Source organism: Leptospira johnsonii (assembly GCF_003112675.1).
In the GTDB taxonomy this organism is placed as follows: domain Bacteria; phylum Spirochaetota; class Leptospiria; order Leptospirales; family Leptospiraceae; genus Leptospira_B; species Leptospira_B johnsonii.
The window spans coordinates 115,801-137,406 of the sequence record NZ_BFAY01000011.1 but is presented as its reverse complement, the minus strand read 5'-3'; the positions used below and the strand labels follow the sequence as shown (position 1 = coordinate 137,406).

Annotated in this window: 22 protein-coding genes; 13 read left to right on the top strand and 9 right to left on the bottom strand. The window is 40.7% G+C overall.

The features are described 5' to 3' along the window. Positions 1-16 precede the first annotated feature (16 nt). Complete coding sequence (locus LPTSP_RS09440) at positions 17-1,501, top strand: MASE3 domain-containing protein (RefSeq protein WP_108928549.1); 1,485 nt, start codon at positions 17-19, stop codon at positions 1,499-1,501. A 6-nt stretch (positions 1,502-1,507) separates the two neighbouring features. After that, entirely contained in the window at positions 1,508-1,870 is a 363-nt protein-coding gene (locus tag LPTSP_RS09435; protein ID WP_108928548.1) for a response regulator, read from the top strand. Between the two features lie 11 nt (positions 1,871-1,881). Here the strand turns inward: LPTSP_RS09435 and LPTSP_RS09430 are convergent, their stop codons facing one another. From LPTSP_RS09430 to LPTSP_RS09420, 3 genes are read right to left on the bottom strand one after another with little or no spacing between them, the layout of a single operon-like run. Beyond that, the gene (locus tag LPTSP_RS09430; protein ID WP_108928547.1) at positions 1,882-3,312 is read right to left on the bottom strand and encodes an OmpP1/FadL family transporter; all 1,431 of its coding nucleotides are present in this window, start codon (positions 3,310-3,312) and stop codon (positions 1,882-1,884) included. 51 nt (positions 3,313-3,363) lie between these two features. Further along, the gene (locus LPTSP_RS09425; RefSeq protein ID WP_108928546.1) at positions 3,364-3,723 is read right to left on the bottom strand and encodes a hypothetical protein; all 360 of its coding nucleotides are present in this window, start codon (positions 3,721-3,723) and stop codon (positions 3,364-3,366) included. Next, complete coding sequence (locus LPTSP_RS09420) at positions 3,720-4,610, bottom strand: patatin-like phospholipase family protein (protein WP_108928545.1); 891 nt, start codon at positions 4,608-4,610, stop codon at positions 3,720-3,722. The genes LPTSP_RS09425 and LPTSP_RS09420 overlap by 4 nt, the downstream gene beginning before the upstream one ends. A 210-nt stretch (positions 4,611-4,820) precedes the next feature. On the opposite strand from LPTSP_RS09420, the gene LPTSP_RS09415 reads away from it, so the two are divergent. The 3 genes from LPTSP_RS09415 (at position 4,821) to LPTSP_RS09405 (ending at position 8,703) form a co-directional block, all read left to right on the top strand. Further along, a complete protein-coding gene (locus LPTSP_RS09415; RefSeq protein WP_108929859.1) occupies positions 4,821-6,449 on the top strand; it encodes an FAD-binding dehydrogenase in 1,629 nt (542 codons plus the stop codon). Positions 6,450-6,467: 18 nt separating this feature from the next. After that, the gene (locus LPTSP_RS09410; protein WP_108928544.1) at positions 6,468-8,201 is read left to right on the top strand and encodes a thiamine pyrophosphate-binding protein; all 1,734 of its coding nucleotides are present in this window, start codon (positions 6,468-6,470) and stop codon (positions 8,199-8,201) included. 67 nt (positions 8,202-8,268) lie between these two features. Continuing rightward, complete coding sequence (locus LPTSP_RS09405; protein WP_245915537.1) at positions 8,269-8,703, top strand: copper resistance protein CopD; 435 nt, start codon at positions 8,269-8,271, stop codon at positions 8,701-8,703. Between the two features lie 20 nt (positions 8,704-8,723). Here the strand turns inward: LPTSP_RS09405 and LPTSP_RS09400 are convergent, their stop codons facing one another. Further along, positions 8,724-9,425 carry a Crp/Fnr family transcriptional regulator gene (locus tag LPTSP_RS09400; protein ID WP_245915536.1) on the bottom strand — a complete coding sequence of 234 codons (702 nt, stop codon included), beginning with the start codon at positions 9,423-9,425 and terminating at the stop codon, positions 8,724-8,726. A 136-nt stretch (positions 9,426-9,561) separates the two neighbouring features. Between LPTSP_RS09400 and LPTSP_RS09395 the strand changes: the two genes are divergently transcribed. The 7 genes from LPTSP_RS09395 to LPTSP_RS09365 are packed head-to-tail and all read left to right on the top strand — an operon-like array spanning position 9,562 to position 15,758. Continuing rightward, positions 9,562-10,008: a c-type cytochrome gene (locus tag LPTSP_RS09395; protein ID WP_108928542.1), complete on the top strand. Its 447-nt coding sequence runs from the start codon at positions 9,562-9,564 to the stop codon at positions 10,006-10,008. Positions 10,009-10,061: 53 nt separating this feature from the next. Beyond that, positions 10,062-11,942, top strand: coding sequence for a Sec-dependent nitrous-oxide reductase (gene nosZ, locus LPTSP_RS09390; protein ID WP_245915608.1), 1,881 nt, complete (start codon positions 10,062-10,064; stop codon positions 11,940-11,942). 12 nt (positions 11,943-11,954) lie between these two features. Beyond that, the gene (locus LPTSP_RS09385; protein ID WP_108928540.1) at positions 11,955-12,563 is read left to right on the top strand and encodes a hypothetical protein; all 609 of its coding nucleotides are present in this window, start codon (positions 11,955-11,957) and stop codon (positions 12,561-12,563) included. After that, entirely contained in the window at positions 12,550-12,990 is a 441-nt protein-coding gene (locus LPTSP_RS09380; RefSeq protein WP_108928539.1) for a nitrous oxide reductase accessory protein NosL, read from the top strand. Before LPTSP_RS09385 ends, LPTSP_RS09380 begins: the two co-directional genes overlap by 14 nt. Then, positions 12,974-14,269, top strand: coding sequence for a nitrous oxide reductase family maturation protein NosD (locus tag LPTSP_RS09375; protein WP_108928538.1), 1,296 nt, complete (start codon positions 12,974-12,976; stop codon positions 14,267-14,269). The genes LPTSP_RS09380 and LPTSP_RS09375 overlap by 17 nt, the downstream gene beginning before the upstream one ends. Continuing rightward, on the top strand, positions 14,266-14,976 hold the full coding sequence (locus tag LPTSP_RS09370) for an ABC transporter ATP-binding protein (protein WP_108928537.1): 711 nt from the start codon (positions 14,266-14,268) through the stop codon (positions 14,974-14,976). Before LPTSP_RS09375 ends, LPTSP_RS09370 begins: the two co-directional genes overlap by 4 nt. Continuing rightward, positions 14,973-15,758: an ABC transporter permease gene (locus LPTSP_RS09365; RefSeq protein ID WP_108929857.1), complete on the top strand. Its 786-nt coding sequence runs from the start codon at positions 14,973-14,975 to the stop codon at positions 15,756-15,758. The genes LPTSP_RS09370 and LPTSP_RS09365 overlap by 4 nt, the downstream gene beginning before the upstream one ends. Before the next feature lie 55 nt (positions 15,759-15,813). On the opposite strand, the gene LPTSP_RS09360 is transcribed toward LPTSP_RS09365, so the two are convergent. From LPTSP_RS09360 to LPTSP_RS09340, 5 genes are all read right to left on the bottom strand, one after another. Further along, positions 15,814-16,971, bottom strand: coding sequence for a transporter (locus LPTSP_RS09360; protein ID WP_108928536.1), 1,158 nt, complete (start codon positions 16,969-16,971; stop codon positions 15,814-15,816). Positions 16,972-17,030: 59 nt separating this feature from the next. Continuing rightward, the gene (locus tag LPTSP_RS09355; RefSeq protein ID WP_245915535.1) at positions 17,031-17,705 is read right to left on the bottom strand and encodes a hypothetical protein; all 675 of its coding nucleotides are present in this window, start codon (positions 17,703-17,705) and stop codon (positions 17,031-17,033) included. Between the two features lie 190 nt (positions 17,706-17,895). Beyond that, on the bottom strand, positions 17,896-18,342 hold the full coding sequence (locus LPTSP_RS09350; protein ID WP_108928534.1) for an LIC_11090 family protein: 447 nt from the start codon (positions 18,340-18,342) through the stop codon (positions 17,896-17,898). 105 nt (positions 18,343-18,447) lie between these two features. Continuing rightward, the gene (locus LPTSP_RS09345; protein ID WP_108928533.1) at positions 18,448-19,419 is read right to left on the bottom strand and encodes a sterol desaturase family protein; all 972 of its coding nucleotides are present in this window, start codon (positions 19,417-19,419) and stop codon (positions 18,448-18,450) included. 76 nt (positions 19,420-19,495) lie between these two features. Then, on the bottom strand, positions 19,496-20,674 hold the full coding sequence (locus LPTSP_RS09340) for an NnrS family protein (RefSeq protein WP_108928532.1): 1,179 nt from the start codon (positions 20,672-20,674) through the stop codon (positions 19,496-19,498). Positions 20,675-20,855: 181 nt separating this feature from the next. Here LPTSP_RS09340 and LPTSP_RS09335 point away from each other — a divergent pair, with 181 nt between their 5' ends. Then, positions 20,856-21,602: a helix-turn-helix transcriptional regulator gene (locus LPTSP_RS09335; protein WP_108928531.1), complete on the top strand. Its 747-nt coding sequence runs from the start codon at positions 20,856-20,858 to the stop codon at positions 21,600-21,602. Positions 21,603-21,606 lie beyond the last annotated feature (4 nt).

The following is a 21,606-nucleotide window of genomic DNA, read 5'->3' as shown; positions in this document are numbered from 1 at the left end:
GATCGGAATGGCGGTAATGGATCAGGAAACTTCTTATTCGAATCGTCATTGGCTGAACGTAGTTATAGTCTTATTTCTTGCTTCTCTTCCCATACTCGTCATTCAGGTTTTTCATTCGTCAGTCTATTTCGAATCCGAAATTCCTCCTTATCTCGTTTTTCATAATATAGCCGAATCATTCAGTATTATAGTATCGATGTCTATTTTCGGAGTAGGCTGGTTTACTTATGCACAAAGTAAAGATAGTCACACCTTATTTTTAGGGACTGCATGTTTGGGAATCGCCTTAATGGATATGATGCATATGCTGGGCTACACCGGCATGCCGGATCTACTTACCCCGAATTCTCCTAATAAATCCACACAGTTCTGGATCATAGTTCGTCTCTTTGCGGCAATTTCGTTTTTGGTGAGTGCATTTGTTCCGAACGAAAACGGTCTATTTACGCGGAAAAGATGGATACTTATTGTGCCGGGTCTAGTTTCTATATTTACATTCATTGGAGTAACCTATTATCCGGACCTTCTCCCTGTTACCTTTTCTCCTGAGATTGGTTTAACACATTTTAAACGGGTTTCGGAGTTCGTTATTATTTTCATCCTTGTTCTTGCTTTGATCGCTTATCGATTTAGGATACCTAGGTTTGGCTGGAGTCATACTAAATACTATATTTACGCATTTATCTTTTCTATATTCAGCGAGCTTGTATTTGCGGTGTACACTACTGTATTCGATATATATAATATACTAGGCCATATTTATAAGATCGTTTCTTTCTGCTTGATTTACAAAGGTGTTTTTATATCTTCGATTAATAGCCCATATCGAAAAATCCTAGAAACAAACGAGATATTGTCCAGATCCTTGGTCGAGAAAGAAAACTTGATCCGAGAGATATATCATCGTTCCAATAATACCCTGCAAGTGATTGGTAGTTTGATCTTTTTGCAAGCAGAGGCATATCCGGACAGTCCAGAAATTAAAACGGTAGTGTATAGGATCCAGGATCGTATTCAAGCGATCTCTCTTGTCCATCGATTGCTATTTTCCGGGCAAGATCTATCTTCCGTACAAATAAAACAATATATCTCCGAGTTATCGAATTATGCATTGCAGAGCAACAGCAATGATTCCTGCAAGCTGAGTCTTAAGATGGAGATCGAAGATCGGAAACTTCTTTTTGACGTAGTAATTCCTATCGGTTTGATCCTTTCTGAACTTTTGAATAATTCGGTCAAATATGCTTTCCCGGAAGCTTCTTCCGGGAATATCTCGATCTCTTTCTACGAAGGTAAGGATAATAGATTTCATTTAATATATTCCGATGATGGAGTAGGAATGAAGGAAGATTACAATTTTAAAAGTTGTAGTTCTCTAGGTATACAGCTCATCCAAGGGATCGCGGAAAATCAACTATCAGGAAAGGTCCGTTTTAAGACAGGCTCGAAGTTCCAATGCGAGATCGATTTTCCGAATAATATATATAAGAAGCGGGTGTAACTAATAATGAACGGTTTAAACGTGCTTCTTGTAGAAGACGAGGTCATTACTGCCATGTTGATCCGAAGAGAGCTGAAAAAGATCGGATATAATGTGATAGACCTCGCCACATCAGGAGAAGAGGCGGTTCGGATCGCGAAGGAAGATCGTCCTGATCTGATCTTAATGGATATCACTCTCGCAGGAGAAATGGATGGGATTGCCGCAGCTTCCGAGATCAAAGAGGATGTAGATATTCCCATCGTTTTTGTCACCGGATACCAGGATAGAGGCACTAAAGATAGAGCCGCCTTAACTAAACCTTTGGGTTATTTTGTAAAACCATTACAGATCGATCAATTGAAGAGTCTGATAGATTCTCATTTTTGAACCCTTCCCCCTTAAATATTTTTCTCAATACCAAAACTTAAGCTCAATACTGAAACTGATTTGCTGAATTGGAATTGCGCCAGTTGGATTTCCTTTGCAGAAAAGATAGAATGTGCCAAGGTCCAATCAGAAGACTCGCTTCCCTTCATAGATTTTGGAAATGCATATTCTATCGCAAAATGAAGCGCAGAACCGCTCGTAGTATAATATCCTAACCCTCCTGCAAGATGATGTTCATTCGTGGTCCCAAGCATTGGATTTAATCCTTGGGGAGTCATTGGGGTTTTAGCGTAACTGTATCCTGCTCTAAATCTAAATCCGTATTTCCACTCGTATTCCGCGCCTAAAGCGAAACAATATTGATCTCTCCATCTGAAATTCATCTGCATTACGTTTGATTCCGAACCGACTGGAGTAGTTACTAACGGTTGCTCTAAGATAAAACGATTTGTGCGAAAACTTTGGGACCAAGGAATGAACTTAATATCAAAATCGAAAATCCAAGAATTATTACGATAAGAGATCCCGAAAATATGTCGATCCGGCCAAACCATATATCTTGAAACGCGAGATCCGTTTTTGACGATCGGATCTTCTCCTTCTACCTTCATTTGTCCGTCCATATGTAAAACGTTTCGAAGTGTATAAGAGTAAGCTACTCTTATACTTGAGGAGAGTTCATAAGAAAATCCTAATTTTCCTCCGTATGAGTAAGCAGGATCGCTATTATACGCAAGGCTGCCGGGCAGTTCGACTGTCCTGCTCAGATCCATATTTGTCTTCTTCATTTCCATAAATGCATAGGCAAGATCAAGTCCTAAACCTACGGATAGATTTCCGAATCTATATCCGGCTCCTATAGTCAGCTTAGTAAGCATAAATTTGAATTTAAGATCTTCTTGTAATTTTCTTTCTGTTCCGAAAGGAACATCTCCACCTAAGGTATCATTTAAACTTTGTTTGCCAGGTGAGATCCGAGTGATATTTGAAAAAGAACCTCCTCCTCCTCCTTGTGTATACAATGCGAATCCAATCCCGAGCCGATCCGTGACAGGATGGATATAGCCCATATATGGAAAAACTGCTCTCGGAGTTTCTAGGATCTTATTCTGGTAGGAAAGGTTAGGGTCTTGGTCTATAAAAGAATCTGAATATTCTATTTTTGCAAAATGAACAGAAGTGCCGAACTCCCATTTAGGAGTAGTGAGCCTTGCCAAATGAGATGGATTGGATTCTAAGTCCATAACGGAACCTCCGACTGCTTGGAATGCGCCTCCCATCCCGGCTTGCCTCGCTCCGAATGAAGTTGGCATGATCCCTTGGAATCCGTACACGGAAGAGTTTATTGATAATATGAGGAGAAGGGTCAGTAAGAAGGGGATCGCTCCTTTTCTCGATTGAGGCAATATTTTAAAAAATATGATATTAATTCCGAGTTTCATTCTCAAATTATACAAAAAACCATAATTAGCGCATTGATTCAAATCAATTTTTTAGAACCTGGTGAGGTAGACCATTGGTTCCGGATATGCCGGATAACGGATGGAGAATCTTGAGGCGGTGTCCGTTTTTCTTCTATCTTCAGGAAAACAAATGAATTCTATCCGAAAGTCTTTGATTTCCATCTCAGGAGGTTGGATTCCATCTATAAAATCCATCCACTCCCAAGTTGGAACATTGATAAAAAGAAGTCCCCCCTCCGGGAATTCGTAACGAGGCTCTTTCTTATATTCTTTCGAATTCCATTCTAGATGGATATACACTCTAGGATGATGTTCTTCGAAGTCCATTATCAATTCATAATTGATCCGATCGAGCGCAGGTTTGAGAGAGGGGAAGGAAATCGTTTTCATAGCTTTCGTTTTAAAAATTTTGCGGCCTTTCTTCCGATTTCTTTTCCTAGTTCGACTGTTGCTTCAAGCTTGGATTGTTTCGTTGTGATTAATCCGACAGGAAGTTTAGATTCGGGTGCAATCGTATAAATGCGAACTCCTTTAGGTGGATTAGATGCGATTTCTCTTGCAGTATTATAATTCGTATGATGGGAAAATTTCATGATCTTGGATAGTTTGCGATCCAGAGGAAAAGATAAAAATCTGCTTATAGATGTGAGCGGAGGAGATGAATGTTGAATAGGCGAGTTTAATACTACCGTTATATCCTTATATCCTGCCTCGATCAAATCTTGTAGAGGCAAAGGATTCAGGATTGCTGCATCGGATAGATATTCTCCTTCTACCTTATATTTTCCTTTGGTTGCAATCGGAAGTGATGTTGCTGCCTTTAATAGATCGAATAAATTTTCTTTTGTGGCTTTTCTATATTCTATAGATCTGGATCGAAGATTGCTGACTGCGATCCTTAGTTCAGGTAGTCCTTTTTTTCCTAAATTTTCGGTCACGATCCTATATTTTTTTCGGAATAGGTAATCTATTAAATATTTCTGATCTAAGAACGGTTTTCCGAAAAGAGGATGAAAGACCGAGATTAATTTTTTGCCTGCGAGTTCGTATTTCCAAATAGAAAGTGTATGATCTCCGGAAACCGGCTCAGGATCAGGTGTAGTCGCGTAGTATGCAGCACAACAAGCTCCTGAAGAAACGGCAAGGACAAGATCGAAATTTTTGGCAGGTAGAATACAATTCAAAGAATGTAATACTCCTCCGGCAAACGCTCCTTTCATTCCTCCTCCTTCTACCAATAATGCTCGCTTTCCTTTTTTTGCTTTAGGAAGTTCCATGATTTCTCCTTTATCAGGAACTAAGGATTTTATCCGTCCTTCCCGTTTATAAAAGATATGAGATCATCTCTTCGGAAAAGGTTGCAAATTCAAGAAGACTCTAAAGGTAAGAGAATCATTTCAGCTCATTAAACATGATAAATGTTAATACGCACATTGATTTCAATCAATTGCGTTAGAAAGATTTTCAGTTACAATTCTATCTTGAAAATGGAAGGAAAGAAGAAAGGAAAAATATCCTTATCCACTGAAGTCTTAGTGATCGGAGGTGGGCTGGCCGGGATCGTTCTTGCTTTGGATCTACTGGATTCGGGAAAAAGAGTGATCTTAGTGGATCGTGATTCTGAAGATAAGTTAGGAGGGCTCGCCAAACTTTCTTTCGGAGGTATCTTTATGGTAGATACTCCGATCCAAAGATGGAACGGGATAAAAGATAATGTATCTTTGGCACTTTCCGACTGGCATTCCACGGCGGAATTTTCTGAAGAGGACAAACTTCCGAAACTATGGGCAAAGGAATACGTTAACCGCTCTTTAGAAGATATATTTTATTATCTTAAAGGAAAGTCCGTCGGCTTCTTCCCTGTAGTACATTGGGTAGAAAGAGGATTATTTAAACCGGGAAATAGTGTTCCTAGGTTCCATATGGTTTGGGGAACAGGAGACGGTTTAATTTCCGCATTAAAGAAGAACTTATACTCGCATAAAAATCTGGATAAACTTCGGTTTCTATTTGGGACTCGAGCAATGGAATTGATCCGCTCTGGAAAGAAGGTGCAAGGCTGCATTGCTGAATCTGAAGAAGATGGAAGAAGTTACGAAATATTTGCGGAACATACAGTACTTGCTAGCGGTGGAATTGCGGGAGACATGAAGAAGATCAGGAAATATTGGCCTAGATCTCTTGGTAAACCACCTGAAACGATTCTAAACGGTTCACATAAATATGCGATCGGGGATCTTCATACTGCTTCTGCAAAGATAGGAGCGAATCTAACTCATCTGGATAAAATGTGGAATTATGCAGCGGGAGTTCATCATCCGGATCCAAAATGGGAAGGAGAAGGACTCAGTCTGGTTCCTCCTAAGTCTGCTCTTTGGCTGAATTCTAAAGGAGAAAGGATCGGACCGATCCCATTAGTTACAGGTTTTGATACACGCTATCTTGTGGAAAGGGTCTGTGCCCAAGAAGAAAAGTTCTCTTGGCAGATCATGAATTGGAAGATCGCGGTTAAGGAACTTGCTGTTTCCGGTTCTGAATTCAACGACTCGATCCGAAATAAGGACTTCCTTGGATTTTTGAAAACGGTATTTTTCGGGAACGAAGCTTTTCTAAAAAAAATCAGCTCCGAATGTCCGGATTTCGTAGTGGCAGATTCGATTTCTGAGCTTGCAGAAGGAATGAACCAACTCAACGAAGATCGTTCCATCGATGCAGACAAATTGGAAAAAACCATTCTTGCATATGACGAGATGATCGAAAGGGGAGAAGCATTCCATAACGATGATCAACTCCGCAGGATCACACAACTTCGTAATTACCGGGGAGACCGTGCCCGAACTTGTAAGTTCCAAAAGATCCTAGATCGAAAAGCAATGCCATTGATCGCAATACGTGAATTTATACTCACTCGAAAATCCATGGGAGGTATCCAAACGGATTTAAGATCCAGAGTTTTGGATTCGAGAGGAAATCCTATTGAGGGTCTGTATGCAGTCGGAGAAGCCGCCGGTTTCGGTGGAGGAGGGATCCACGGAAAAGGAGCCCTTGAAGGGACCTTCTTAGGAAGTTGTGTGCTTACCTCCCGGATTGCTGCCCGTTCTATTATAAAACCTTAATAAATTCAGGAAATCATTATGAAAAAGACTGGAGCCGAATTGATCGTATATGCCTTGGAACAGATCGGAGTGAAATTTACTTTCGGGATACCCGGAGTTCATACTACTGAGTTGTACGACGAGTTAAATTTATCCAAGAGCATCACCCCATTCTTAGTAACCCATGAATGCGGGGCAGCGTTTATGGCGGACGCTATCAGCAGAACTTCGGAATCACTCGGCACCTTGGTGATCGTTCCTGCGGCCGGGGCAACTCATGCGTTAAGCGGTATAGGAGAAGCTTACTTGGATGGAATTCCGATGCTTATCATATCGGGCGGAGTAAGAACGGATAGCGGAAAAAAATTCCAGCTACATCAAATAGATCAATCAGGCTTCTTAAAAGGGATCACTAAAAAATTCTTTCGAGTAGAAACTCATGAAGATATCGTTCCGATCTTATTCGAAGCGTATGAGGTTGCAACAGAAGACGAAGCGGGGCCTGTCTTTGTAGAAATTCCAGTAAATATACAATTATTCTCTGGAAAGGTTTCCCATATTCCTAAGTTTACTCCCGAAAGAAATGTATGGAAGATCGATGAGGCAGCACTTGAAAAAGCATGTGAACTTTTGCAAAATTCTGAACATCCAGGTATTTTTGCAGGTTGGGGAGCAAGAGAAGCGACGAATGAATTGATCGAACTTGCTGAGCTTATTGATTCTCCAGTTGCGACTACATTGCAAGGATTGAGCGTGTTCCCCGCGGATCATCCTCTTCATACTGGAATGGGATTCGGTTCATATTCCGTTCCTGCGGGAGAGGCGGCATTCGAAAATTGCGATTGTCTCCTGGCTATCGGGACAAGATTCTCTGAGATCCCTACCGGAAGTTTTAGTATGAAGGTGCCTGAAAATCTGATCCATATAGATGTGAATCCGGATGTATTCTCAAAAAACTATCCTGCAAAGTTTGAGTTAGAAGGAGACGCCAAACAAATATTAGGTGCTATACTGGAGAAGTTAAAGAAGAAAGAGATCCAAAAAAAAGGATTTTCAAAAACGAAGGATCTGATCTTAAAAAAGAAAAAAGAATACTCAAAAGAATGGGAAAAACATTCCGTTCCGGATCGTATAAATCCTTTTGTTTTCTTTAGTGAGTTGCGTAAACAAATGAAGGAAGATGATATTCTGGTAGTCGATGACGGAAATCATACTTTCTTGGCCGCCGAGTTGTTTCCGGTGCTTCGTTCTAAAACTTTTATCTCACCTAGCGATTTTAACTCTATGGGTTATTGTGTCCCTGCTTCAATAGGAGCTAAGATCGCAAACCCTGATCGAAATGTAGTGGGAATCGTGGGAGACGGAGCGTTTCTGATGACCGGCTTAGAATTGCTGACTGCGACTACAAATTCTGTCGGTGTAGTGATCTGCGTATTTTATGACGGGGAATTAAGCCAGATCTCGCAAGGACAACAAATACCATATTCTCGAAAAACTTGTACAATTTTGGGTGATTTACATTTAGAAGGTATAGCCAAAGGAACAGGTGCCGCTTATCTTTCTCTCGAATCGAATGAAAACATAGGATCCGTACTCGAGAGGGCCTTTCTTATCGCGGAAGAAGGTAGGCCGGTCATTGTGGATATAAAGATAGACTATTCAAAAGCTACTAGATTCACTAAAGGAGTGGTTCAAGCCAATCTGGGAAGATTTCCTCTCGGGGAAAAATTTAGATTTATCGGTCGTGCTCTTTGGAGAAAATTAACAGGCTAACTTTCTTTCCATGTATTTTATAGCTCTCTTATTCCATTTTTTCGCTGCTGCCTTTTGGGTAGGAGGAATGCTTTTCTTTGTGTTGATCTTTCGGCCGGTGTATAAGGACAAAGAGCTTTCAGACGTTAAAACTTTGCTATTACTTAAGATTGCGCTACAATTTAGAAAACTTTCTTATTATGTGTTTATAATATTATTTGTATCCGGAATCAGTATAGCTTATCTGAAAGGATACTTCGAGGTATATTCTCAATTTCACTATTGGGTATCCCCTCATGGAAGGATCTTTCTTATAAAAATGATCTTGTTCTTTCTTCTTCTTTTTAGCTCCATTCTTCACGATTTTTTAATTGGTCCAAATGCATTTAAGGAAATGCAGAATGGAGTCAGATCGGATAGTCGAAGCCGGAAGTATGCGTCCATTTTTGGGAGAGTCAACCTTCTCATCTCTTTAATGATCGCCGTAATGGGGCTTGCATATTCCAGAGGTTTTACGTTTTAGTGGACCTTCTTTTCTAAGTATCAAAAGAATTTTTTTAATTCTTCTTTATTTATAACCTCTATTAGACCCCTTTCAGGATTTATGATACCTTGGTCTTTGAGTTGTTTGAGTGCCCGAGAAAAAGTTTCCGGTCTTAATGCAAGCATAGAAGCGATTTGAGAATGCGCAAGCGTTGCGTGGTTCTCCGGAAGATAATACAGGAAGTGGGCGACCCTCTGCAAAGAATCCATAGTCATTCCTCGATTGATCGAAAGGTTTAATGCTTGGATCTTATTGAACAAAGATTGGATCAATAGATGATTTAAAGGGATATCCGTCTTTATCTTTTCACGTAGCTCTTTAAAAGGAAGAGAAAGAACTGCTCCATCTGTCACGAATCTACCTGACGCAGGAAATGGGATTCCATTGATAAGTGCAAGCTCCGCAATCATCGAGACCGGTGAGAAAAAATTCAAAGTGATCTCGTTTGAACTCGAATCGTATTTAAATATCTGCAATTTACCTTCTATAAGAAGGTGTAAACAATCTGTTTCGTCACCTTGATGAAATAGGAATTCGTCCTTTTTATGAGTCCGCTTCCTTCCGCCGGAAAAGATGGATAACATCTCTTCCTTAGATATTTCATCGAAGATCATTAACCCCATATAATACTCATCATCATTCGATTCTTTTGTATAAGTTTTGACGATCCGAAAACGGACAAACCGATCATTAGATCTCATGACAATTATCATTCGTGGCTTTTTAAACCGATTGATCCCGGTCAAGGTGCTTCTTCTTCGAACGTAGTTAGATGAGTGAAAGTCCGGCCGCGGGTCTCCGATGCGGAAGACTGAAGAGTCGGACGATCAGGTGTTTATGAAAATAGTTAAGAATATCATAAAATTCTGTAAGATTACTCCGCTACTGTTAGGTTTAATTGCTTTCTCTTTTTGTGGGAAGGAAAAACCAGCGGAAGCCGAGAACACAGTCGGAAGTAAGGGGATAGGTCCTGTTACCTCCGTTACGTTAGGCGCTTTGGATGACGGGATGGCTCAGAAAGGAAAACTGAACTTCGAAGCGAAATGTAGCGCTTGTCATAAATTCGAAGAGAAGGTCGTAGGGCCTGCATTAAAAGGAGTAACCGAAAGAAGAGCTCCGGAATGGATCATGAATATGATCTTAAATCCTGCAGAAATGACTCAAAAGGATCCGATCGCAATGGAACTTCTCGCTGAACATCTGACACAGATGACGTTCCAGAACGTTCAGGAATCCGAGGCCAGAGAGATACTGGAATATCTAAGAAAAATGGATAAGAAATAAGGAGGAAGAAGATGAAAAAACACGGATTCAGGAATCTGTTTCCTATCGGACTGATGGTCCTCATCGGTCTGGGATTCGGATGTAAGAACGGGGCCGCAACAGCTGCACTCGCTTCCGATGCTGCGAAGAGAGTGTACGTAGCGCCGGGAGAAAAGGACGAAGTCTACGCTTTCCTTTCCGGAGGATTCAGCGGGCAGATGTCTGTCTACGGAATTCCTTCTACACGTTTATTCAAGATCATTCCGGTATTCTCAGTTTTTCCGGAGAACGGTTATGGATATGATGAAGAAACTAAGAATATGCTTAAGACTTCTCACGGCTATGTTCCTTGGGACGATAGTCACCATATAGAAGCATCCATGACGGATGGAAAACAAGATGGTCGTTGGTTGTTCTTGAATGCAAATAACACACCCAGACTTGCTCGGATCGATCTAAGATCTTTTGAAACTAAGGAGATCATTGAGATCCCTAACAGTGCGGGAAATCACGCTTCTCCTTTTGCTACAGAAAACACCGAGTATCTGATGGCGGCGACAAGGTTCTCCGTTCCGATCCCTCAAGCAAGTATTCCTATCGAGAATTTTTCTAAGGGAGATTTTAAGGGAACAGTTTCCATGGTGAAGGTGGATCCTAAATCAGGAAGACTTTCCATTGAACTTCAGATACTAGTTCCCGGTTTCGATTACGATCTATCTCACTGCGGAAAAGGAAAGTCTCACGATTGGTGCTTCTTCACATCGTATAACTCCGAACAGGCGTATAAAATGATAGAAGTAGGAGCTTCCAAGAATGATAAGGACTATATCTTAGCATTCAACTGGGTTCGTGCTAAACAATGTTTGGACCAAGGAAAAGCTTCTAATTTCGGCGGAGAATATTATAGGAATTACCTACCTGAAAATCAACCTGCGATTTCTGAAAAGCTAAGTGGAGTGAAAATGCTCCAACCAAAGGACTGTCCTGGAGTCATGTATTATATGCCAACTCCTAAGAGTCCTCACGGAACAGATGTGGATCCTACGGGAGAATATATTGTAGGTGGAGGAAAGCTCGCAACAGTCATTCCGGTTCACTCCTTCTCTAAACTTATGGAAGTGAAGGATAAACCTGAACATAGATCCGGAATGATCATGGATATCCCAATATTAAAATACGAATCCACTCTTGCTGGAGAAGTAAAGAAACCTTGTTTAGGTCCTTTACATACTGAGTTTGACGGAAAAGGATATGCTTACACTTCCTGTTTCGTAAGTTCAGAAGTTGTAAAATGGGAATTGGGAACCTGGGAAGTTGAGCAACATCTGCCTGCTTATTACAGTGTAGGTCACCTTTCCATCGTAGGAGGAAGTTCCAAAGAGCCGTACGGAAAATATCTGATCGCTTTGAATAAAATCACTAAAGATAGATATCTTCCTGTAGGTATGGAGCTGCCTCAGAGTGCTCAGCTCTACGATATTTCCGGAGGCAAAGCAGAACTTCTCTCAGATTTTCCAACAGTAGGAGAACCACATTATTCTCAAATGATCCCTGCAAAACTTCTCATGGATAAGGCAGCGAAAATTTATCCATTAGAAGAGAATAAACATCCTTATGCGATCAAGAATGAGAAGGATGCGAGAGTTGTTCGGGAAGGGAATACTGTCCGGGTCTATATGACACAGATACGTTCCCACTTTAAGCCGGATACTATCGAAGTCAGAAGCGGAGACACTGTCTTCTTCCATGTTACTAACTTGGAACAAGACTATGATATCCCTCACGGTTTTGCAGTGGGCGGGGCTCCTGAGATGCCTAACCTTCTGATCATGCCGGGGCAGACCAGGACTTTCAAATGGAAAGCGCCTAAGCCTGGGATCTATCCGTTCTATTGCACGGATTTCTGTTCGGCTCTTCACCAAGAAATGCAGCAATACATAAGGGTGCTTCCTTAAAAGGGGGATCTTATGCTGGAACTTCTACTGAAGAAGATCTCCAAAATGAACCGGCTCCTAATTTTAGGAGTCGGTCTTTTGTTTGTATCAGTTTATTTTTTGCCGATCTGGCATATCTCCTTGGATGCTCCTCAGTATCCGGAAGGTTTGGGAATGAAGATCTGGATAGATAAGATCACCGGGTCTTCTACTTACGATCTTCAGAATATTAATCTTCTGAACCATTATATAGGAATGCATGAGATCGTTTCGGAATCCGTTCCGGAACTATTGTTTATGCCCTATGTTTTGGGATTTCTGATCTTTGGAGCATTCGTCACTTTTCTTCATCCGAAAGTGTATCTAGTAATTTTAGGAATTCTGAATATTGTAATATTAGGGATTCTGGGAATGTACGATTTCTGGAGATGGGAGTATAATTACGGGCATAATCTGAATCCGGAGGCCCCGATCATAGTTCCAGGAATGGCGTACCAGCCTCCACTTTTAGGATGTAAGGAGATGTTGAATATCACTGCTTGCAGTTTTCCTTCTTGGGGAGGGATCATTCTATTCGTATCTCTTGGGATCCTGGCTCTCATCGTATGGAATGAGAAGAGGAGAATGGATGTTTCTAAATAGATCCGGTATTCCGAGTATCGCAGTATTGATGATCGTATCGATTTCTGTTTTCTGTTCCAAAAGAGAACCGATCCTTCCTGAATTTGGAAGAGAGCTTTGCGCTCATTGTTCTATGGCGATCGTGGATAAACGTTTTCATTCTCAGTTATTGACCGAAAAGGGGAGAAGATACTATTTCGATTCGATCGAGTGTCTTCATTCCTTCGAGAAGTCTCCGCGGCCTCAGTCGGGATCTGTGTGGTTTGCTGACTTTGAAAATCCGGAGCGAATGCTCTCCGAAGATACAGCGGTGCTTGTTCGCTCTTCGGAACTTCGTTCTCCTATGGGAGAAGGCCTTGCGGCATTCTCCTCAATGGACCGTGCTAAAGATTTTCTGAATACTCGTAAAGGCTCTATTTGGAGTCGAAACAATGAAAAAGAACAGTGATTGGAAGGGAAGAATTTTTCGGATCAACGTCGGATACTCTCGTCTTGTTTTGATGTCCGCCTTCTTCCTTTTTTGTTTAACCCCCTTCAGTATCTTTTCCAAAGAATTAGAAGTTTGTAAGGAGAAGTGCAACTTCTTTTCAATACAAGCCGCGATCGATTCCGCAAATTCAGGAGATACAATCCGAATAGGAAAAGGGATCTATAAAGAAGGTATGATATCGATCTCAAAACCTTTAGTCATAGAAGGTTCTGTCGGCGTAGTTTTAGACGGACTGAAAGAAAAACATGTATTGGATATTCGATCCGATAAGGTTACGATCCGAGGAGTGAGTATTATAGGAAGCGGAGTCTCCGATACCTCTGAGTATGCAGGAGTTCATGCTGAAAAAATAAAGTATTGCGTAATTGAAAATAATACATTCGAGGACAATGCATACGCGATCTATCTTGCAGAAGTGGAGGATTGTATTATACGAAGAAATATTTCATCTGGCAATGCAGTAAACGAAGTCTCGGGAGGGAACGGGATACATCTTTGGTCTTCCAAAGGAATACGGATAGAAGGGAATGAATTAAGGAAACATAGGGATGGGATCTATTTGGAATTTTCGAGCAATCTCAAGATAGAGGAAAATTTTTCCCACGATAATATTCGCTATGGGATGCACTTTATGTTTTCTTCGGACAACGATTTCCGAGGGAACAGATTCGAAAATAACTCGGCCGGCGTCGCGGTGATGTATAGTAAAAACATTCTCATCGAAAATAACCGCTTCGAGAATAACTGGGGAGATAGTTCTTACGGCCTTTTACTGAAGGAAATCTCGGAAAGTATTCTTACAAAAAACGCATTCGTGCATAATACCGTGGCGATCTTCGCAGACGGATGCAATCGAAATTATTTTACTTATAATGATCTGAAAGATAACGGGTGGGGAGTAAAAATTTTAGGAAATAGCGAATCCAATCAATTTGTGAGAAATGAATTTAAGGAGAATGTATTTGATATCAGTACAAACACCAAACATAGCACGAATTCGTTTCGAGAGAATTATTGGGATAGTTACGACGGCTACGATCTGGATCTAGATAAGTTCGGGGATATTCCTCATAAGCCCGTTCATTTTTTCGGATATTGGGTAGTAGTTTATCCTTTTCTAATGGTTTTATACAATTCCCCGGTTGTGAATTTTTTGCAGGCGATTGAAAAGGCGTTTCCAATCGTTACTCCAATCGATCTGGAAGATCCGAAACCTAGTATGAGAGGCCATGTATGATGCAGGTAAGAGACCTAACCGTTCAGTATGGAAAATCGTTCGCAGTAAAAGGAGTCTCTTTCGATGCGGAAGCGGGGAATATTTTATCTTTGATCGGTCCGAATGGATCCGGAAAAAGTTCCGTGCTCAAAAGTATCGTAGGATTGGTAAAACCGGTTCAGGGAAAGATAGAATTTAGAGAAAAGGAAGAAGGTAACTTCAATTCTAAAATTGGATATATGCCCCAAGCTCCTTTATTTCCTAAAAACGTAAAGGTCTCCGAGTTAGTGGACTTTTTGAAACGATTAGAAACATCCGACCCCAAGGAGTTCCAGGAATTATTCGATCTGCTCGGTCTGAAGGATTATGAAAACGTAAAATTCGGTTCTTTATCGGGAGGAACTAAACAAAAAGTGAATATTCTGCAATGTTTTTCGATCCGAAAGCCTGTGTATATAGTGGATGAACCTACTGCAAGTTTAGATCCTTATATCTCTAATCTTTTAAAGGAAATATTGCTCCGAAAAAAGAAAGAAGGTGCCTTACTTGTTTTCTCCACTCATATTCTGAACGAAGTAGAAGAGATTGCGGATCGTTTTTTACTTATGTCGGAAGGTTCCCTATTGATCGATGATTCTCCGCAAAATTTCGTAAAGAGTAGAGACAAAGGAAATCTTCAGAACACATTAATGGAATTTTGGAATTCCGAGTATTTGGAAAAAAGATGAATGAATTGATCTTATTCGAATTAAGAGAAAATATCAGAAGCAAATGGATGTTCGTGTTTGCAGGTTTTCTTGCAATCTCGGCTGGAGCACTCAACTATTTCGGAGATGAAAGCGAAGGAAGGTTGATCGTAAGCCAAATGAATCTGGTCTTATTCGTCGTTCCTTTATTTTCTATCACATTCGCAGGATTAACATTTAACGATTCACTTCCTTTTGCAGAAGTACTTCTTTCCAAATCATTGACGAGGTCTCAATACTTCTTCGGAAAATATTGCGGGGTCAGCTTATCTCTTTTTTTAAGTTTCTTGATGGGGTTGGGAGTTCCGGGAGTTCCACTTTTTTTCAGCGAACCTGGACTAATCGTTTTGTACATGGAATTGATCCTGTTTGGAAGCGTATTGATCTTAGTCTTCGTTTCTTTAGGGTTTTTATTGGCTTCCTTTTTTAAAAAAGGAGAATTAATAGTCTCCGGTGCATTACTTGTCTGGCTATATTTCTTTTTACTCTTCGATTCATTCGTCTTTATGTTGAGTATATATCTTGGGGACTATCCGGTGGAGATTCCTGCGTTACTCGTCATTCTATTTAACCCCGTCGATTTGGTGAGGATACTCATCATTCTTCAGACAAAGGCTTCTGTGTTGCTCGGTTTTTCCGGGGCCTTTCTTGTTAGGAGTTTAGGTATATCGAGCGTGGTTCTGTTAGCTATTCTGTTCTTGGTGTTTTGGATTACGATGCCTCTTGTCGTTTCTTATAAAAGATTCTTGGTGCGAAATTTCTAGGAATAAAAGTAGAAGGCCCGCAATACAAATTGATCCGGGACTTCTGCTCTATATATCAATTTAGATCGTAACGTATAAAGATATTAAACATGGTTTGCATAGCAATCTGAGGTCCGTTCAGATGTTGATGGAATGGTTTTCCCGCTTCGAAACCGAATCGGATATTTTCGTCTAAAAGAAAATTCATGCCGACTAACGCATCCGCGCGATTTCCTCCTTGCCGATTCGGATCGTTTTGAGGATCCATTTTAGGATCGAGAGAGCCGTCTTGTCCTTTAATATTATCCCAATAAACTGCTTGCACTCTAAATGAAACGCTCGCCCAGGAAATTATGGAGTAAGCGATCCAGGAATTCAGTTCATATATGTTTCCGAAACGATATTGGTTCTGATTTTTGGAACTCCGTAGATTTGCATTCGCACCTAGTCCCCAAGAGAATCGATCCGATTTTGAAGAATATCCAATCCCAGGTAAGTAATTGATCGTTCCTGTTCCCGGTTGCATGTTATAAGGAACTTTTTGGTTTCCCATCATAGGCATCCAATCCCGTTCATCGATCGAGCCAGTCGGAAGAGAGATCCCGAAATTCAGAAAGAATTCGTGATCATTTCGTTTTAGGATACGATGAGCAGCGGAAAGAGAAATATCTCCTACACCTCCCGACTTCATGGCGGAAGAATCGAAGTTACTAGTTTCCATCATCATTTGGTTTTTTACAACCGGGACCATGAACATGATCATAGTGTCTTCCGAGATGCCATACATCGCGCTTGTCATATAACTTTCCATCAGCATCGACTTAGGGACCGACATATAACGGTATCCGTTGGCGGAAGTCTGAGGAATACTTGGCCCCCCAGTCAGTAAACTTCCGGTCGGCATTGAAACGCTAGGATCGAATTGAGGAAACCATAGTGCTTCATAGGTTCCCATAGATTTGCTTCCGTTCAGGAGGCCAGACATTTGCATTCCCATATAACGAAAATCTAAAACCCAAGAACCTTTTTTATGCACATGAGGGAACATCAAGCCGGCGGGTGCGATCTGATCCGCTCTCAATTCATGCTGGTGCTCTTCCTTTTTAGACTCCTTGCGATGATGTGCATGAGGATCGACTTTTTCTGCCGGTTTCGGCACTTCGACCTCATCGGACAGAATATTATGAAAAGAAAATATGATTAGAAATATTAGTATATAAGTAAGATACTTCATGATTACCTCCAAGTATCCGATTAAAAAAAGGGCCGCTTAAGCGGCCCCAGTGGGAACGATCAATCGACTTGGGACAAAATCGAACCGATCGTAAAAGACGTTAGTTTTGCTCCATTCAGGATGAAGCCGATCCGATTTCCGGAATAAGTGGGAATACTCATCATCTGCATCACCGGGAACATCATCATTGAGTTCCGTTCTGTTTGGGTGACCTCGGAGCAGGCTTTTGGCCAGGCATTGATCCATTGTTCCGAATTTGCATATTGAAAATCGATGCAGTACACGTAATTGGTATCAGGGGTCAAGGCAGCTGTCCCTTTACTAACGGTTTCAAAATTTCCGGACATATCGGAATAGAATTGCTCCTTTCCGGAATCCGTTAGTCGGAATGCCGGACCTGAGATTGGGGTCCCGGAGCTGTAGATATACGCAGTCAGACTTCCGCCGGATTTCAGGGAGAAGGAAACTTCTAAATTTGTTCCTCCATTCGAAGTAGGAAGAACAACGTCGCCTAAGCTGGAGAATATTGAATCTGAGGAATGACCGCTTAACCCTTTTTCCAGGTGAGAGGTATTAGCAGCAAAACCCAGTCCTTCTAAATCGCTAGGAGAACAATTTCGGATATCATATATAGTCCGCGCGGGATGCACATAGGAGAGAGTATTTGAAATTGGAGTTAAACTTTGGATGGAACAGCCTTCCTTAGCTGCTACTCCGAGGATGAGAGTTTGCAAGAGTTGTTGTTCTGAAGAAGTTCCGTTCGACAGAGAACCCAGCTGGGAGCAATCAGAGCAGAGAAATGCGAGGATAATCGTAGTTATAGAAATATAACGTGATAACATATTTACTTTCCTTTATATTAAAAATATATACTTAAGATTTATCAGAAAGAGACTAGCGGTTTCTGAGAAGATTGAATCAAGTTTAGGAAAGTGATTTAGGAGGACGTTTTAGTTTTTGATTATGAGCTTTAGATAGTTCTTCGGAATATAGATCTTTCATTTCAAATATAGATCCCGGAACAGGAATGATATGTATATTAGGAACGATCACATAATAAGAAAAGACTCTGATTTGAGCGAAGATCCGATCGCCATTCTCTTTTTTGCACGAGCATCCATGAACGAATGATTCTGGAGCGGAGTGACAGTTCGGGCGATCCTGTTTTTCAGAGCCGGATGATTTAGGCAGTTCCGTCTTGCTGCTGAAAAAATTATCCTCTTTGTTTGGATGGGTCTCTCGGTTCGAATTGTGATTACAGAGGCAGATCGAATTTCCTAAAAACAATTTTTCGAATACGCTGCCTTCCGCAGGAACAAGCAAGCGGGGGAAAAAGATCAGAGTTAAAAACCAAGCGGTAAACGTTTTCATCTCGAGAGACTCTAACGTATTAAGTTTAACTCCTAAAGAGCGTAAAATGCATTGATTGCGATCAATCTAGAAGAGTAAAAACCGTTTTTTCAGTTTTGATTTATCTCAAGATTTAGATTTTATCCTATTTAGTATCTTTCTAAAGGGTGAAAAGTAGATCTGAAACAAATTACGGAAGTTTTCATCCTCTTCTTCTTCCAGGCCAAAAACTGTATGTTCTGCTTCCCCTTTCTCCGGAATATAAAGACTTCTGAAAAGAATATCCCAGAGAGCGAAAGATACTCCTATGTTCTTATTCTGAAGATCAATATTCGTGCTATGATGAATTTGATGTTGGGCGGGACTTAAAAGTATTTTACTCAACCATCTAGGAAAACGGAGGCCAATATGAGAATGTCTTAAATTAGCATATAGATTGAATGCAAAAATTCCGGCGTTCACTCCTAAGAAGGATAACATGTTGATCCCATTCGGAAATAGAAAGACTGCGATCCCGGTTACTATCCCTGAACAAAGAGCGCCTAATGAATTCACTAAGATTGCCTCTACTGGATGTACTCTATATACTGTAAGAGGATTCAAAACTTTAGCTGAATGATGTAATTTGTGGAACTCCCAAAGGAAAGTTTTATGAAGCAACCAGTGGGCAAAAAATCTGCCAAAATCGTTAGCAAGCCAAAATAAAATAGAATAGACGATCAGGAAGAAGGATCCTGGGGGAACGGTATTATTGATCCCTCCGAACATTTTAGATAAATACACGCTTACAAAAGCGGATACACTTGCACCTGAGAGAACGAAGTAACCGAAGAATAAGGCAAACAAGAAAGTATTTACGAAATAATATTTATAATCGACTATCGCTGACTCGTGTAACCATATCTTTTTTGATACGGTTACACGTAGGTATTCTTTAGGCCGAAAGCCTTTTTCCTTCCAGCCTCTCCATGCGATCAACAATAGTGTAATCAAAATTGAACTGAAAATATAGAACCAATAGATCTTTACTGAAGGAAGAAATATGATCCGGATCGGACTGAGAAGTGAATATAAAATCTCCGTTAAATATGCCTGCATAGGACCCCATTTGAATTGAGCCGATGAGAAGAAAGTTGGTCAAACGGAAAATCTAGGGGTAGAGACCTGAGAAATCTCAAGAATTGCTAAATGTTCTAGGGCTTATTAAGATTTTAGAATATTTAATCGCAAAGATCAGAAAAGCGATTATCCAGAATATCGAGGAAAACAGATAAGCTTCTTTATACTTATTTATTAAAGGAAGAAATACCCTAGCGATAACCGCTAAGTTGATCAAAATATAACCGAGGATTATCGATCTCGAGGCTTTGATCGGTCTACCGGTATGACCTAGAGAGACTCTTGTTATCATACCGTATATGAAAACTCCTATTCCCCCTACAGTGAAGATATGGAAAGCAGAAGAAGTTGGAAAGAATCCAAGATGCGAAAGTCCATAAGCTAAGAATCCGGAACACAACCAGAAATAACCGAAATGTAAGATCCATAGAATGGGTACGTTTTTGGATTTCCAAGGTTCCCAGAAAAGCCAACGTGAATAATTCAACATACCGAAAGCGAGACAAAACAATCCTGCGAATGGAGCGATCATCGGGAGCCAATAGGTGCAAGCTTCTATCACTATGAATAGAAATCCTCCGTAACGTATTATACTTTCCAATTTTAAGAATCTCTTTGGATTCGAACCTGGTATGGCAGCCGAAGAGAAGAAAGGCATAATCCTTCCTCCGATCAAAATCACGAATTGTAGTATTACGAAAAGAGAAAGATGGATAAAATGCAGGCTCCATTCTTCCGGAAAAATATTTAAAAATGAAAATGCTGTCAGTATATGAAGTAAGAAGAGAAGAAAGTAAGTGATCACAACTACACGATTATGTTCTTGTCCTTTCGCAAAAAGAGGAGGACCAAGATAAAAAAGAACCAATAAATCTAAGTATAGATCGGCGGTAAGTGCGAGATAAGAAAGATAGGGGCTAGCTAAGAATCCGAATCTACCCAAAAACCAGAGCCCGAATAGAAGCGCTAAATAACCTTCTTTAGCGAGAACTTTTTTTGTCCAATTTTGGCCTGCAGTAAAAAGGAATCCTATGATTGCTCCGCGTCCAAAGCCGAAAACCATTTCATAGGAGTGGATCTGAATTCCGCCAGTTAAGAAGGGAGAAGGGATGACGGAAAACAGGATCAAGATCCAGATCAGAACTGCAAATATCGCGTGAAAGGAACTCGCTAAAAAAAATGGGCGAAAAGCAACTGACCAGATAGCGGAGCGAAAATCCAGGAGAGATTTCATCCTTTCCATTTTATAATCAGATCATTATTTTGTCTTTGATCTGGATCAAAGATCAATTGGTTTGGAATAAACCGTCGCCGCAATTGGAAGAGTATTTGCTTCTTGTAAGCAAGAATTAGAGTTATAGTCTTATATGGATTTTACAAGCAGAGGAATTCTCTATCTATGGAATGGCCGTGTGATGTTTGCCACAAATTCCATGCAGACCGATTTCCATACCCACTATGCAGCTACCTTGGCTATTTCCTTAAAAAGTAATATCAGTATAGAAACTGAAAAAGGAAAGGAAGAGTATCGCGTGGCCTTGGTAGGGCCAAACACATATCATAGAACTGTTTCTCCAGGGGTCGAGATGATCGCCCTACTCATCGATCCGGAGACCTACGAATATTCATCTATTTCAAAATTCGCTAAAGTCGGAGAAGTGAAGAAGTTGGACATCTCCTCTTTCTTACCTTTGATAGAAAGGTTATGGGAGTTATATTACGGAAAATTAAACGACTTGGACGCCTGGGAATTACATTTGGATCTACTTAGATCTGTTTATCCTTTCCAAAAATTGGAGAAGGGGATGGATGAAAGGATCGTCCAGATAGCAGATATGATCCGTAAGGAAATGCCCGACAGTATTAGAATGAAAGAGATAGGTAAAAATTTTTCTGTCTCGGAAGACAGACTTATTCGACTCTTTAAGGAAAATCTAGGGATCCCGATGCGTAGGTATTTGTTATGGGTCCGGATCTTAGAAGCGACAAAACTTTTGAAAGAAGGAAAGAGCCTTACGGAAGCGGCACATTCTGCTGGGTTCTCCGACTCTGCTCATTTTACTCGGACGTTTAAGGAAAATTTTGGATTTGTGCCTTCTCTATTCTTCGGACACCTAAAATCGATCGAAGTTCGTTTTTGCGAATCTGGTGATCTGATCTAATTAA

Excerpts from the sequence above, each read along its gene's own strand:
- LPTSP_RS09345 (WP_108928533.1), bottom strand. The coding sequence starts at position 19,419 with ATGCAGGCATATTTAACGGAGATTTTATATTCACTTCTCAGTCCGATC.
- LPTSP_RS09360 (WP_108928536.1), bottom strand. The coding sequence starts at position 16,971 with ATGAAGTATCTTACTTATATACTAATATTTCTAATCATATTTTCTTTT.
- LPTSP_RS09435 (WP_108928548.1), top strand. The coding sequence starts at position 1,508 with ATGAACGGTTTAAACGTGCTTCTTGTAGAAGACGAGGTCATTACTGCC.
- LPTSP_RS09370 (WP_108928537.1), top strand. The coding sequence starts at position 14,266 with ATGATGCAGGTAAGAGACCTAACCGTTCAGTATGGAAAATCGTTCGCA.
- LPTSP_RS09395 (WP_108928542.1), top strand. The coding sequence starts at position 9,562 with ATGAAAATAGTTAAGAATATCATAAAATTCTGTAAGATTACTCCGCTA.
- LPTSP_RS09425 (WP_108928546.1), bottom strand. The coding sequence starts at position 3,723 with ATGAAAACGATTTCCTTCCCCTCTCTCAAACCTGCGCTCGATCGGATC.
- LPTSP_RS09440 (WP_108928549.1), top strand. The coding sequence starts at position 17 with ATGGATCAGGAAACTTCTTATTCGAATCGTCATTGGCTGAACGTAGTT.
- LPTSP_RS09350 (WP_108928534.1), bottom strand. The coding sequence starts at position 18,342 with ATGAAAACGTTTACCGCTTGGTTTTTAACTCTGATCTTTTTCCCCCGC.
- nosZ (WP_245915608.1), top strand. The coding sequence starts at position 10,062 with ATGGTCCTCATCGGTCTGGGATTCGGATGTAAGAACGGGGCCGCAACA.
- LPTSP_RS09420 (WP_108928545.1), bottom strand. The coding sequence starts at position 4,610 with ATGGAACTTCCTAAAGCAAAAAAAGGAAAGCGAGCATTATTGGTAGAA.
- LPTSP_RS09405 (WP_245915537.1), top strand. The coding sequence starts at position 8,269 with ATGCTTTTCTTTGTGTTGATCTTTCGGCCGGTGTATAAGGACAAAGAG.
- LPTSP_RS09380 (WP_108928539.1), top strand. The coding sequence starts at position 12,550 with ATGTTTCTAAATAGATCCGGTATTCCGAGTATCGCAGTATTGATGATC.
- LPTSP_RS09410 (WP_108928544.1), top strand. The coding sequence starts at position 6,468 with ATGAAAAAGACTGGAGCCGAATTGATCGTATATGCCTTGGAACAGATC.
- LPTSP_RS09365 (WP_108929857.1), top strand. The coding sequence starts at position 14,973 with ATGAATGAATTGATCTTATTCGAATTAAGAGAAAATATCAGAAGCAAA.
- LPTSP_RS09340 (WP_108928532.1), bottom strand. The coding sequence starts at position 20,674 with ATGAAATCTCTCCTGGATTTTCGCTCCGCTATCTGGTCAGTTGCTTTT.
- LPTSP_RS09385 (WP_108928540.1), top strand. The coding sequence starts at position 11,955 with ATGCTGGAACTTCTACTGAAGAAGATCTCCAAAATGAACCGGCTCCTA.
- LPTSP_RS09335 (WP_108928531.1), top strand. The coding sequence starts at position 20,856 with ATGTTTGCCACAAATTCCATGCAGACCGATTTCCATACCCACTATGCA.
- LPTSP_RS09415 (WP_108929859.1), top strand. The coding sequence starts at position 4,821 with ATGGAAGGAAAGAAGAAAGGAAAAATATCCTTATCCACTGAAGTCTTA.
- LPTSP_RS09375 (WP_108928538.1), top strand. The coding sequence starts at position 12,974 with ATGAAAAAGAACAGTGATTGGAAGGGAAGAATTTTTCGGATCAACGTC.
- LPTSP_RS09430 (WP_108928547.1), bottom strand. The coding sequence starts at position 3,312 with ATGAAACTCGGAATTAATATCATATTTTTTAAAATATTGCCTCAATCG.
- LPTSP_RS09400 (WP_245915536.1), bottom strand. The coding sequence starts at position 9,425 with ATGAGATCTAATGATCGGTTTGTCCGTTTTCGGATCGTCAAAACTTAT.